The organism is Metabacillus indicus (assembly GCF_046603695.1).
Taxonomy (GTDB): domain Bacteria; phylum Bacillota; class Bacilli; order Bacillales; family Bacillaceae; genus Bacillus_P; species Bacillus_P indicus.
In genome coordinates this window covers 4,073,423-4,085,752 of record NZ_CP176757.1, presented here as the reverse complement: position 1 = coordinate 4,085,752, position 12,330 = coordinate 4,073,423, and the positions used below count along the sequence as shown (strand labels likewise).

General features: G+C 46.7%; 12 protein-coding genes. 6 read left to right on the top strand and 6 right to left on the bottom strand.

Annotation, left to right across the window (positions count from 1 at the left end):
• The first annotated feature begins 19 nt into the window (after positions 1–19).
• The 6 genes from ACK1LH_RS20720 (at position 20) to ACK1LH_RS20695 (ending at position 5,975) form a co-directional block, all read left to right on the top strand.
• Positions 20–931, top strand: coding sequence for an EamA family transporter (locus ACK1LH_RS20720; RefSeq protein WP_411334217.1), 912 nt, complete (start codon positions 20–22; stop codon positions 929–931).
• Between the two features lie 59 nt (positions 932–990).
• Positions 991–1,971, top strand: a complete 981-nt coding sequence (locus tag ACK1LH_RS20715) for an NAD(P)/FAD-dependent oxidoreductase (protein WP_411334216.1) — start codon at positions 991–993, stop codon at positions 1,969–1,971.
• Positions 1,972–2,305: 334 nt separating this feature from the next.
• The gene (locus ACK1LH_RS20710; RefSeq protein WP_411334215.1) at positions 2,306–3,202 is read left to right on the top strand and encodes a macrolide 2'-phosphotransferase; all 897 of its coding nucleotides are present in this window, start codon (positions 2,306–2,308) and stop codon (positions 3,200–3,202) included.
• A 131-nt stretch (positions 3,203–3,333) separates the two neighbouring features.
• The gene (locus ACK1LH_RS20705; RefSeq protein WP_282033587.1) at positions 3,334–4,212 is read left to right on the top strand and encodes an AraC family transcriptional regulator; all 879 of its coding nucleotides are present in this window, start codon (positions 3,334–3,336) and stop codon (positions 4,210–4,212) included.
• Positions 4,213–4,276: 64 nt separating this feature from the next.
• Positions 4,277–5,200, top strand: a complete 924-nt coding sequence (locus ACK1LH_RS20700; protein ID WP_411334214.1) for a hypothetical protein — start codon at positions 4,277–4,279, stop codon at positions 5,198–5,200.
• 64 nt (positions 5,201–5,264) lie between these two features.
• A complete protein-coding gene (locus tag ACK1LH_RS20695) occupies positions 5,265–5,975 on the top strand; it encodes a DUF421 domain-containing protein (protein ID WP_411334213.1) in 711 nt (236 codons plus the stop codon).
• Positions 5,976–6,005: 30 nt separating this feature from the next.
• Here the strand turns inward: ACK1LH_RS20695 and ACK1LH_RS20690 are convergent, their stop codons facing one another.
• From ACK1LH_RS20690 to ACK1LH_RS20665, 6 genes are all read right to left on the bottom strand, one after another.
• The gene (locus ACK1LH_RS20690) at positions 6,006–7,949 is read right to left on the bottom strand and encodes an FtsX-like permease family protein (RefSeq protein ID WP_411334212.1); all 1,944 of its coding nucleotides are present in this window, start codon (positions 7,947–7,949) and stop codon (positions 6,006–6,008) included.
• Positions 7,939–8,700 (bottom strand): ABC transporter ATP-binding protein, encoded by a 762-nt coding sequence (locus ACK1LH_RS20685; protein ID WP_411334211.1) that lies wholly within the window; start codon positions 8,698–8,700, stop codon positions 7,939–7,941. The genes ACK1LH_RS20690 and ACK1LH_RS20685 overlap by 11 nt, the downstream gene beginning before the upstream one ends.
• 102 nt (positions 8,701–8,802) lie before the next feature.
• Positions 8,803–9,807, bottom strand: a complete 1,005-nt coding sequence (locus ACK1LH_RS20680) for a sensor histidine kinase (protein ID WP_411334210.1) — start codon at positions 9,805–9,807, stop codon at positions 8,803–8,805.
• A complete protein-coding gene (locus tag ACK1LH_RS20675; RefSeq protein ID WP_282033592.1) occupies positions 9,804–10,493 on the bottom strand; it encodes a response regulator transcription factor in 690 nt (229 codons plus the stop codon). The genes ACK1LH_RS20680 and ACK1LH_RS20675 overlap by 4 nt, the downstream gene beginning before the upstream one ends.
• 102 nt (positions 10,494–10,595) lie before the next feature.
• Positions 10,596–11,792, bottom strand: coding sequence for an MFS transporter (locus tag ACK1LH_RS20670; RefSeq protein ID WP_411334209.1), 1,197 nt, complete (start codon positions 11,790–11,792; stop codon positions 10,596–10,598).
• An 11-nt stretch (positions 11,793–11,803) separates the two neighbouring features.
• The gene (locus ACK1LH_RS20665; RefSeq protein ID WP_081414217.1) at positions 11,804–12,232 is read right to left on the bottom strand and encodes a MarR family transcriptional regulator; all 429 of its coding nucleotides are present in this window, start codon (positions 12,230–12,232) and stop codon (positions 11,804–11,806) included.
• Positions 12,233–12,330: the final 98 nt, after the last annotated feature.

Below are 12,330 nucleotides of genomic sequence, written 5' to 3'. Positions count from 1 at the left end.
TTTTATTGGAGTGATTGGGATGAAAGAAAAACTTGCTCCTCTGTGGGTGCTGCTCGCAGGGGTACTATGGGGAACAACGGGCACGGCACAGACGTATGCACCGGATGCGGCGCATCCTATTGCTGTCGGGGCAGCGCGGCTTGCGGTAGGAGGTCTTTCTTTGTTGCTTGTCGCCATACTGTTTGGACAATTAAATCTGCGGAGCTGGCCCATTAAAGTGACCGTTGCGGCTGCACTGTGCATGGCTGCCTATCAGCCTCTCTTTTTTACCGCCGTGCAGCAGACAGGAGTGGCTGTCGGAACTGTCATCGCCATCGGAAGCGCTCCTCTCTTATCCGGTGCATTAGAGTGGCTGCTGCTTAGAAAAACGCCGTCAAAAGGATGGTGGATCTCGACATTGCTGTCCATCATCGGGTGCATTCTGCTCTTTTTCAATAAAGGTGCTGCAAATGCAGATCCTTCGGGCATATTTATGGCTCTTGGCGCCGGTCTGTCCTTTGCTGTCTATACAATCGTCAGCAAAGGGTTGGTGCACACCGCATCTTCCCTATCGGTTGTCGCTGTCGTCTTTACGCTGAGTGCCGTCTTTTTATCTCCGGTTCTCTTTTTCTATGATATGAGCTGGATGGCTGAGCCGGGTGGATTGGCCGTTAGCCTGCACCTCGGCCTGCTTGTGACAGGCGCTGCGTATCTTTTATTTGCCAAGGCGCTCGTGCACGTTCCCTCCTCGACCGCTGTCACACTGGCATTGGCAGAGCCCCTGACCGCCGCCATGCTTGGGGTGGTGCTGGTTCGTGAACAGCTGGATTTGCTTTCATGGGCGGGGGTTTCCTGTTTGATATTGGGTATTGGGTTTTTGGCGGTTTTTTCTAGGATGGATCGGGCGGAAAAGGTGGTAAAGCAGTCTGCAGGTTTCAAAAAAACACTCTAATTTTGCCCAAGTCTTTTACTCTCCTATAATAAAATCAAAAGCAAAAAGGAGAGTGCCTCATGAATCTTGAAGATGTGTTAATCATCGGAGCGGGAATCAGCGGTCTGGCTGCTGCCCAAAACGTGCAGAAGCTTTCTGAAAACAAGGTGCTTCTTCTTGATAAAGGCAGGAGTCCCGGGGGACGGTTTGCCACCAGGAGGATTGGAAGCGGTACGTTTGATCATGGGGCCCAGTTCCTTTCTGCTTCCAGCAGGGAATGCCAAGATCTTCTGGAGGACTGGCAGCAGCGCAGCTGGATCCGTCCGTGGTTTGAGGAAAACGCCGTGAGGTTTGTGGCTGCTGAAGGCATGAACGGGCTTGCAAAGCGGGTGGCTGAAGGTCTTCGCGTTGAGTGTGAGTATGAGGTTGAAAGAATTGTGGATCATGGAGAGTATTATGCAGCCGAAGGGTTGAATAAGAAAACGAACGAGCCGTTTATCCTGAAGGCCCGCGCCCTCTTCATGACCTGTCCTCTTCCTCAAACCCTGAAGCTTCTTGATGCAGGAAATGTGCAGCTGAAAGCCGGACAGCGAAATGAGCTTGAAAGAGTGAAATATGTTCCCTGCCTCGCCGTTTTGATGGAGCTTTCCGGAGACTCAGGCCTTTCCTATAAAAAGGAGCCTGTTCCGGGTGTAATTTCCTGGATGGCTGATAATCGTGCAAAAGGCATCAGTGAAACCGGGGCATTAACCGTTCATATGGATAACGAGTGGTCATCGCGGCATTACGACCTGCCTGATGAAGAGATTCTGGCACAGGCGATGCCATCGATTCGCACCGTTTTAGGCGATGAACCTGACATGCTAAGCGTTCAGGTGAAAAGATGGCGCTATGCTCAGGCTATTGAGCAGATCGAACACCCTTTTTTGAATGTGGGAGTGAACAAACCGCTGCTTATTGGAGGAGATGCATTCAAGGGAGACAGCAAATCCTCTGCTTCTAAAGCCGAGCATGCGATTCGTTCGGGGCTTGCAGCGGGTGCGTTTTTGTCACGGTTTTGAGTCTTTATGAACACGCCTTCACTCGTTGATTTGATCTCATTTGTGTGATACGTTAAATCTATCTTTCAGGAAATGGGGGTTTTCTTAATGACAGCATCTATTAGACTTCGATTCCAGGCTTTGAACGCTTGCTAGCATACAATCAAAGGCTCTGCACACAAGCAGAGTAAATGGAAGTGGTCTGCCTGCTTAGGGAAACCTTTATTTAGCGATACGCATAAGAAGAAGGGGCATTTTTTAATGACAGCGCCTGGAAAGACTTCTTTTTCTATCACCATTTCCCTCTTTGATTGTCTGTATTTATAAAAAATACGAATCAAAAGGAGAAGCTGATATGAACAAAGATAAAGTGATAGAAATCGCACATAAACATGCTATTCATGTTAAAGAGGATTCATTGACATTTAATCAGTCAGGACTTGATTTTCTTATTGTTTTTGCAGAGGATGCAGAGGGGGAAAGATGGGCTTTGCGCTTTCCGAGAAGAGAAGATGTTCTGCCATCTGCGGATAAGGAAAAACGGACATTGGATCTGATTGTGCCGCGTATTGCTGTTGAAGTTCCGCAGTGGCGCGTATATACCGATGAGTTAATTGCATACAGACAGTTAACGGGTGTGCCTGCTGGAACCATTGATCACGAGGCAATGGCTTATGTGTGGGAAATTGACGAAAAGAATGTGCCGTCTGTATTTACAAAAACCCTTGCAGAGGCAATGGTATCGCTTCATCGCATTCAGAGTAAAGCAGTTGAAACGGCTAATTTGCCAGTAGAAAACGCTGAAGAGGCAAGAAAGAATATGATGAAACGAATGGAAAACGTAAGAGCTGAGTTTGATGTGAACGAAAAGCTGTGGAGAAGGTGGCAGGACTGGGTGAACAACGACATGCTATGGCCTGCTGAAACGTGCCTTGTTCATGGTGATCTGCATGCGGGTCATATTTTAATTCATTCATCCGCTCGAGTGACCGGTATCATTGACTGGACAGAGGCCTCAGTAACAGATCCTGCAAATGATTTTGTACCGCACTTACGCACCTTTGGAGAACAGGCTTTGAAGGATCTTATTTTGCAGTATGAAAAAGCGGGCGGCTATGTTTGGCCCAACATGGAAAAACACATTATTGAATTAACGGCAGCATATCCAATTGGTATTGCTGAGTTTGCGCAGAAATCAGGACTGGAAGATTACAAGCAAATGGCAAAGCAGGTATTGGGCGGTAATCAGTAAGTCCTTTGCTCCCTCCCTTATGGGGAGGGAGTTTTTTTGTAACAATAATAAAAATCCTGCAAAACTGAATGCAAAAAGGTCGGTAGCCCGCACGAAATTCCTGCTAATCTGTTATCAAAGGAGGTCATCTGATGGGAATGCTGGAACACATGAATGAGGCGTTGTCTTATATAGAGGAAAATTTGGCGGAAGAGCTTGATTACAAGGAGGCAGCCAGGATTGCTCTCTGTTCGGAGTACCATTTTAAACGAATGTTTTCATCTCTTGCGGGCATTTCTCTGTCTGAATATGTCCGGAGAAGAAGGCTGACCCTTGCGGCATTTGAACTGAAGAACAAAGAAGTGAAAGTGATTGATGTCGCAATCAAGTATGGATATCTTTCTCCGGATTCGTTCACGCGGGCGTTTCAGCAGCTTCACGGACTGACGCCGTCTGAAGCGAGAACAGGCAGACATACGCTTAAAGCTTTTCCGAGGATGACCTTCCAGTTAATCATTAAGGGAGGCAGCGAGATGAAATATCGTTTAGAAGAAAAGGAAGCTTTTCAGATTGCAGGCATCAAAAAAAGAGTACCCATTATATTCAATGGGGTGAACCCTGAGATTGCCGCCATGTGGCAAAGCCTGACCATGGATGCCATTCAAGAATTAAAAGACCTTTCTAATGCTGAACCATCAGGTATTATAAGCGCATCTGCAAATTTTTCTGAAGGAAGGATGGAGGAAAAAGGCGAGCTCGATCATTACATTGGCGCAGCCACGACGAGGAAGGTCCCTGATCACCTTGATATCTTGAAGGTTCCGGCTATGACATGGGCTGTTTTTGAAGCGTGCGGCCCTTTTCCGGAAACGCTTCAGGAGATATGGGGACGTATCTATTCAGAGTGGTTTCCTTCTTCGTCCTATGAGCTGGCAGAGGGTCCGGAAATTCTCTGGAATGAGCAGAAGGATACGGCATCACCGGATTTTAAGAGTGAGATCTGGATACCGGTCATAAAAAAGAACGGATGATAGACGCCCTCTCAAATACCGGCTATACTTGGAGAAACATTCCAATTCGAGAGGGGCTCACTTTGTGAAAAAGCTCATCCTTCCTGTCCTCGCCGGCCTTTTGCTTGCCGGATGCGAATCAGATGAAGAGAAAGCGGCAGCTTATACAGAGCAGCAGGTCGAAAAGCTGTACGGCGTTAAGGCCGAAACAGTCAAGATAGAGGAACAGCAAGGGTACGGGTCAACAATTGTCATTGTGTTGGCCTCTCTTTTCGGGGACACATATAATCTTACTTTGAAAACGGAGGATGACCTGAGTTTCAGTGCGTCTATTTACGATGATCTGTCTCAATTTCATGTGGATTACGTGACGAAAAAGCATGAAACACTCCTAAAAAAAGATGATGAGTATCAGAAGCTGGCTGCCATTCTTGAAGAGAATGGAATCAGCGACTTCATTCTCATGCCTGGGTTCGAAGCAACAATCGAAGCAAGCGGAAAAATAAAGGCCGAAAACGCAAATGCCGGCCAAATCATAGACGCGCTTACTGAAATGTCCGCGAAGCTTATAAAGAATGTTCCATATAGTCTGGCTTTGAACATGGAGACAGAAGAGCCGGGTGAGCCAATTGTATCCCTTCCATATAAACAGAATGAACTCGGCGAACTGACAGGCGTGCTCGAAAAACAGCTGCAGGCCTTCCGTCTTCACCGCCGCTTCGATGAGACTGTTAAGAATGAGCTGCGGACACTGGGTCTGACCGGCACTTCCTTTCTTGATGAACGTACGGAAGTAAACGAGGAAACGTATTATGATCAATCCATTTCCCTTAGTTTCATTGAATCGTATCAAGAGGAAAATCTTTTGAAAGCGATGGAGCTGATTAGAGGGAACGGCATGGCTGAAGCAGAGGTATCCCTCTTCTCACCAGAAGGCAGCCGTACCGACTCATGCAAGGCAAGTGTTTTGATGGATGCTGCGGATCTGAAGCGGTGCTACGGTTTGTAGCATGTTTGAGCCCGATTTTGCCAAAGCTAAGAATGACAGCCTGAACGGAAGGAGTTTAGGAACGATGCCTGAACACGTTGAAGTCATTCTCAGATCCTTTTTGGCGTTTGGCTTGCTTTTAATCGGTGCAAGAGTGCTTGGAAAACGTACGATATCCCAAATGACCATTTTTGATTTTATTGCTTCCATTTCAATGGGGGCCATCGCTGCAAATCTCGCGTTTAACACGTCTATTGAGGCGCATAATATCGTTTTGGCATACTGCATGTTTGTCATGATTATTTTTTTCATTGCTGTTTTTTCCCTTAAAAGCAGAAAGAACCGGAAATTTTTCGCAGGCGACCCTACGGTTGTCATTCAGAACGGGAAAATCCTTGAGCATAATATGAAAAAGATGCGCTACACACTGGATTATTTAAATCAGCAGCTGAGAGAGAAAGACGTGTTCGATATTCAAGAGGTGCTCTATGCGATTCTTGAAATAAACGGGACATTGACGGTCTTAAAAAAACCGCAGTACAGGTACGTCACCCGAAAGGATCTGCAGCTGCCTTCCGAAAAAGAAGCGAGGCCGCCAATTGAAATCATCATGGACGGAGAAGTGATGGCTGAAAACCTTAAGGAAAACGGACTGACGGAGGGCTGGCTGGATGGGGAACTTTCAAAACGCGGCCTTTCAAGGGAAGGAGTCATGTACGCCGTTCTTGCACCTAACGGCTCCCTCTATATAGATACGAGTGAAGATCATATTCTGCACCCGTTTGATAAAGAATGAAAAGAACCTCCGGCCACCCGGAGGTTCTTCTTATAATGCTTCTTTAATCACTTTTTTAGAGTATAGGACAGACAGCACACCGAAGATTGAGTAGAGCATTGTGTAAAGGGCCATTACAATGATCATCGGTGTCCAAACTTCGGCCCCGAAGATGAACCAGCCGGACTGAACAGCGAAATAGCTGTGGAGCAGGCCGATTACAAGCGGAATGCCGAAGCTGAAAAGCTGTTTTGCGCGCAGGCCTTTCAGCAGGTCTCCCTGTGTAAAGCCGAGCTTGCGCAGAATCGTGTAGCTTGGCTGTTCTTCTTCGCTTTCGCCCATTTGTTTAAAGTACAGAATGCATCCTGATGTGACAAGGAATGAAAGGCCAAGGAAGCCTACTATAAACATGGCAAGACCCATGTTGCGCTTTTGGGTGTTGAGTGTTTCAAGCTGGGAGTCATTAGGGGCATCTTCTCCAAGCTTCATCGATACGAAAAGGTCATTGGCGCTTTTTAGCTCTTCTTTGTCCGAAATGTTCACAGCGATGTAAAAGGATTCAGGGAGCTGGATCTCTGGGTTTTTATCTTTTTTCAGCTGCTGAAAGACGGAATCATCGACAATGGCTGCCGGCAATCCGCCTGAGGTGAAGTACCAGAAGACGGGAGCTTCTTTTTCCATTCCCAAATACGTTTGCGGGATTTCACTTGTTTTTCCGAGAAATGTAACCTTTCCGCTGTCATCAAGCGGCATGAATTTCTGCAGCAGGTCACTGTAGCCGGAAAAGAGGGTTTCTTCCTTTGAAAGCTCTTTGCCGGCTGCAGTATCGCTTATGACAGCCAGTACCATCTTACTCGGTTCATAGTTAATCTCTTCAATGTTCGATGTGAATATATCAGAGATATCCACCGCTGTCATCACAATTTCAATAGAGGACGTATCATAAGCGATCCCCGCATCATCCAAAGCTTTTTCAAATTGCGCGGCATGGCCGCTGCTAGAAAAAGCAAAATCGTCAGGCACTTGATTCTGTGCCGTTTTTTCAGCGGAGTAATAGGAGATATAGCTTAATGACAGCAGTCCAATGGCAAGAGCTGAAACGGTTGTGATGATGGTAAGCAGCAGGGCATTTGATTTCATCCGGAACATGATGGATGAGAGAGAAAGAACTTCATCCACCTTCAAATACCCGTCTTTTTTCTTGCGGATCAGGTGAAAAATAAAACTGACAGATCCTTTGTAAAAGAAATAGGTTCCAAGGATCACGGACCCTAAGATAAAAATCATCGCCAGAAAAAGGCTGGTTGTCGATTTGAAGTCTCCGCCGAATAGTCTGGAGGAAACATAGTACCCTGCAGCAATCATGGCGATGCCTAAAAGACCAATAATGATTTCAACTGCGGTCATTTTCTTCACTTTCTCTTCTGCCGATGAAAGCACTCTAAAGAGCGAGAGAATGCTCTGTCTTTTAATAAAAAGATAGTTCATCAGCATAATCAGCGTGTAAATGACTGTAAAGACAATCAGCGTCTGTACGAGGGCCTCACTCGAAAAGTGAAGCTTTGCCACATCATCTGTCCCTGTAATTTTGAAGAGAATCATCATCACCAGCTTGGAGATGGCAAATCCGGCAAAAATACCAAGGGCAAGTGAACCGAAATACAGCATGAAGTTTTCAGCGGTCAGCAGCCGGAAGATTTTATGTTTTGTCATCCCGATCAGCTGAAACAGCCCGATTTCTTTGCTGCGGCGCTTAATGAAAATGTTATTGGCGTAGAGCAAAAAGATCGTGACAATAGCAATTAACAGAACAGAGGCTGATTTAATCGCCGCCCCTCCCTTGATGGAGCCTTCAACCGCATCCATAGATGGGTCATACTGGAGGGTGACGAATGAAAAATACAGCGCCACGCTGAAAAGAAGCGCGAAAATGTACAGGTAATAGTTTTTCAGGTTCTTCTTGAAATTTTTAAAAATCAGCTGATTAACGCTCATCCTGCACACCGCCCAGAACGCCCTGCGTTTTCATAATGTCTTTAAAGAAATCCTGCCTTGATTGTCCGCCCTTGTTCAGCTGTGTGTAGATCTGCCCGTCCTTAATAAAGATGACGCGGCTGCAGTAGCTCGCCGCAGCGGGATCGTGCGTGACCATGACGATGGTCGCTTTGCGCTTGGCGTTCAGATCTGTCAGTTTATTAAGCAGATCGGCAGCTGATTTGCTGTCAAGTGCTCCGGTCGGTTCATCCGCAAAAATGATGCTCGGTTCGTGTATAAATGCGCGGGCTGCGGATGTGCGCTGTTTTTGACCGCCTGAAATTTCGTTTGGGTATTTGTCCTTCAATTCGGCAATGCCAAGCTCGTTTGCAAGAATATCAAACCGCTGATCTGCTTCCTTCTTGGGTACGTTTGAAATAGAAAGCGGAAGAAGGATGTTTTCTTTCACAGTTAAGGTGTCGAGCAGGTTGTATTCCTGAAAAATAAACCCGAGATGGTGCTTCCGGAATTCAGCCAGCTGCTTTTCCTTCATGCCTGTCATCTCTTTGTTCTCGATGCGGATGGTGCCGCCGCTTACTTTATCAATAGACGAGAGCACGTTCAAAAGCGTGGTTTTGCCGGAGCCGGATGCTCCCATGATGCTCACGAATTCACCTTCTAAAATTGAAAGATCTATGCCTTTCAGCACGTCCTGTTTATTAAACTTGTTTCCGTAGCTTTTCTGTAGTTTGGCTGCTTCTAAAATGGACATCTGTTTGTGCCTCCTCTTTATTCAATACCTTTATTATAGAAAGAGGTAAAGGTCTTTTCCTTTTATTGTGCGAACAAATAAACAAAGCATGTGACATTGTTGTCACATGCTCATGACAGCTGCGAAATCGTTCTTTTTCGGAAAGGAGAGAGTAAAGACGGTTTCCTGACCCGGGACAGAAGCTGTGTGAATCTCAATCAGGAGCGGAGCCGCAGCTTTCTTGGCCAAATAAAGGCCCATTCCGGTCGCCGCCTGATCCTGATGATTGGCGGTGGATGTAAACCCTTTGTCAAAAATCCGGGGAAGGTCTCTCGCCTCAATGCCTCTGCCGAAATCTCTGATTTTAAGCTTGGTGTTTCCATGTTCGAGATAGCTACGGATTTCAATGTCAGACGCCCCGCTGTATTTCACCGCATTCGTCAGGATCTGCCTCAGGATAAACGCAAACCATTTTGCATCTGTGAGCACTTCCCGCTGCTGGAGCTCAATGTCAAAGCCAATGCCCTTTTGGATGCACCAGGTTTGAAGGGTTTTCAGCTCGCTGAAGAGAACATCTTCAAGATCAATCATCTCAATATAAAGGTCATTTTCAATGAATGGGATCCGCTTTTGATGGAGCTGCTGGTCGAGCAGCAGGTGAATGCGGAGCCATTCATAGGTTAGATTGGTTTTCGTCTGTCCGTCCTCCATCCGTTCAATCATCAGGTGCATAGCCGTCAGCGGCGTTTTCACCTCATGAATCCAGGACAGGAGATCATCTTTTTCCTGCTGGAGAGAGATGAAATGGCCCTGCGCGTCTTTCTTCAGTAGCCCGGTGTGATCAACCAGCGTCTCCTCAACCAGCTCTTCAAAAGGACTGCCTGGCGCTGGAATGCTTGTCACATCAAGATTTCTTTCCCTGTCCTGGAGCGCTTTGAAAAAGGCCGTTTCTTTTTGATAGCGGACAGCCAGGAACACAAGAAAAGACAAAAGGGATAGAAAGACGATATACAGCACGCTCTTAAACGGGACCGCATTGTCAATAAACGAGATAAAAAGGAACAGAAGATGGATGAACAGGTAAAAGAGAATCCAGCTTAAGCGCTCTTTCAGAAAAACACGGATCATAGAATTTCCTCTTCCAGGGCCACATAGCCCTGTCCCACTTTCGTTTCGATAAACCGTCCGAGCCCAATATCCTCAAGGCGCTTCCTCAGCCTGTTCACATTGACCGTCAGCGTGTTGTCGCTGATAAACCGCTTATCATCCCAGAGGCTGTTGATCAGCTTATCCCTGCTCACAATCTTATTCTTCTGTTCAATCAACAGCTTCAAGATGAACATTTCATTCTTTGTGAGCTCGACGGTCCCTTGATCATTCGTAACGGAATTCCGCTCATAATCAACCGCAGCCCCGCACCACGTCTTGAGGTGGACCTGTTCCGTGCTGTAGTTATAAACTCTCCGCAGGATGGCCTGAATTTTCGCGATCAGCACATCAAAGTGAAAGGGCTTCTGAACAAAATCATCGGCTCCAAGCTGCATTGACATCACCATATCAGTCGGGTGATCCCGTGAGGATAAAAAAATGATCGGGACATTGGAATGAGACCGGATCATCCGGCACCAGTGAAACCCGTCAAACTTTGGCAACTGAATGTCAATAATCACAAGATCCGGCTTGACTTCCGAGAAATCCTGCATCACCTTGCTGAAGTCGGTTATGCCGTATACGTCGTACGACCATTGGTTCAGGCGGTCTTTTATTTCCGTAAAAAGAGAAAGGTCATCTTCAATTAATAATAGTTTAAACAACTGCCTCACCACTCAGGATAGATTTCAGATACTTCAAGTTTATAGCAAATTTTGGACATTTTCCATCATGCAAAAAAAAAGACACCCCATAAAGGGTGCCCGTTAAAGTGATGCCTGAACCTCAGCATGTGAAGCGTGCTCTTTTTTTCCATGAAGCATGTAGTAAAGCCCGATGCTGAGAATGACGGCAAATCCGAGGATGACGTAAAGCGTGCTGTAGCCTGTAACCGGAATGACGAACCCGAGAAGGTAAGGCCCAAATCCGAGTCCTGCATCTAAAAAGATGAAGAATGTGGACGTGGCAAGCCCCATCCGGTGCGGTGGCGTCAGTTTAACTGCAATTGCCTGCGTGGCGGACTGCATATTGCCAAATCCGAGTCCGATTAAAACGCCGGAGAGAAGAAACACCGTGCTCGTGCTCGCCGTGCTTAAAAGGAACAGCCCGGCAGCAAACAGCACAAACGCCGGATACATGACATAATTGGCTCCTTTTTGATCGAGCAGCCTGCCGGTGAACGGACGCGATACAAGGACAGCTGCGGCATAAACGATGAAAAAGAAGCTCGCTGTGCTGACAAGGTCAATGTCCATCGCATAAAAGTTGATAAAGGACAGAACGCTCGAATAGCAGAACGCCACGGCAAGGGTTATGACCGCAATCGGCAATGCCCGGGGCTCAACAAAGCTTGCCAGGCTGAACCCTTTGACGGCCGCATGCTTGGGCTGACCGGCAAGTGGCGGAATCGTTAAGGAAAAGGCAATCAGCAGGCTGAGAACGCCAAGCGCGACACAAAATGTGAAGATTGTCTGAAAGCTCGCGTGCTGGCTCAAATAAAGACCGATAAACGGCCCAATCGCTGTAGCAAGCGTCGCACTCATGCTGTAATACCCGATTCCTTCCCCTTTTCTAGAGGCAGGGATAATCTGTGCCACAATCGTTCCCGTCGCTGTACTTGCCATGCCCAGGGTAATCCCATGCAGAAGACGGTTAGCTAAAAGGAACCCGAGTCCAAGCTCAAAAAAGTAAAAAGAAGTGGTGATCGTAAAGAGAATCAGCCCGGTATAAAGAATTTTTCTCCGGCTGAAGCTTGCGATCAGCCTGCCGATGAACAGCCGGCCGATCAGAGCTCCGATGATGAAAATACCAGTCACAAGACCGGCTTCACTTGTTGAAGCATGATATTCATCCACCGCAAACACCGCGATGGTGACCATTAATAAGTAAAAAATCAGGGTTAGGAAAAAATTAATGGACGAAACAACGATAAAGTCCTTCGTCCACAGTCTGTCTTTATTCAAATGACTTCACCTTACTCTCTAATATTTTTCCGGATGTCTTCCATCACCCGGATACATGCGAGCTGCTCTTCTTCTGAAATGCCTTTAAGAATGTCCAGCTCATATTCATCAATTGTGATCCGCACCTTCGCATACAGCTTCTTCCCTTCCTCAGTCAGCTGCATCCGTTTCTCTCGTTTATCTTTTCCGGCAACCTGTTCCACATAGTTCAGCTCTTCAAGCTTGCTGATGGTCCTTGTCACAGTCGGCTTTTCAACGCCCTGATAGCCGGCAAGCTCAACAAGTGTCGCCGTCCCGTAATTGGACAAATAATGAAGAACCGACCACTGCGCCCTGTATAAATCATGCTTCGCAAGCTCCAGGTTCAGCCTGTTTTCAAACGGTCTGTATAAAAGCAGAAGCTGCTGAAAAAATTTCTGATACGTTTTTATGGAAAACACCCCGCTTAAAATAGTTACCTTAGATAACAGTTATCCTAAGTAACTAATATAGCAGAGAAAATCAGCCGTGTAAACCGGATTGCTCGGTTTGATTGTTG

Bases quoted from the DNA above. Each gene is read 5' to 3' on its own strand.
- ACK1LH_RS20685 (WP_411334211.1), bottom strand. From the start codon at position 8,700: ATGTCCATTTTAGAAGCAGCCAAACTACAGAAAAGCTACGGAAACAAG.
- ACK1LH_RS20690 (WP_411334212.1), bottom strand. From the start codon at position 7,949: ATGAGCGTTAATCAGCTGATTTTTAAAAATTTCAAGAAGAACCTGAAA.
- ACK1LH_RS20705 (WP_282033587.1), top strand. From the start codon at position 3,334: ATGGGAATGCTGGAACACATGAATGAGGCGTTGTCTTATATAGAGGAA.
- ACK1LH_RS20680 (WP_411334210.1), bottom strand. From the start codon at position 9,807: ATGATCCGTGTTTTTCTGAAAGAGCGCTTAAGCTGGATTCTCTTTTAC.
- ACK1LH_RS20715 (WP_411334216.1), top strand. From the start codon at position 991: ATGAATCTTGAAGATGTGTTAATCATCGGAGCGGGAATCAGCGGTCTG.
- ACK1LH_RS20710 (WP_411334215.1), top strand. From the start codon at position 2,306: ATGAACAAAGATAAAGTGATAGAAATCGCACATAAACATGCTATTCAT.
- ACK1LH_RS20720 (WP_411334217.1), top strand. From the start codon at position 20: ATGAAAGAAAAACTTGCTCCTCTGTGGGTGCTGCTCGCAGGGGTACTA.
- ACK1LH_RS20695 (WP_411334213.1), top strand. From the start codon at position 5,265: ATGCCTGAACACGTTGAAGTCATTCTCAGATCCTTTTTGGCGTTTGGC.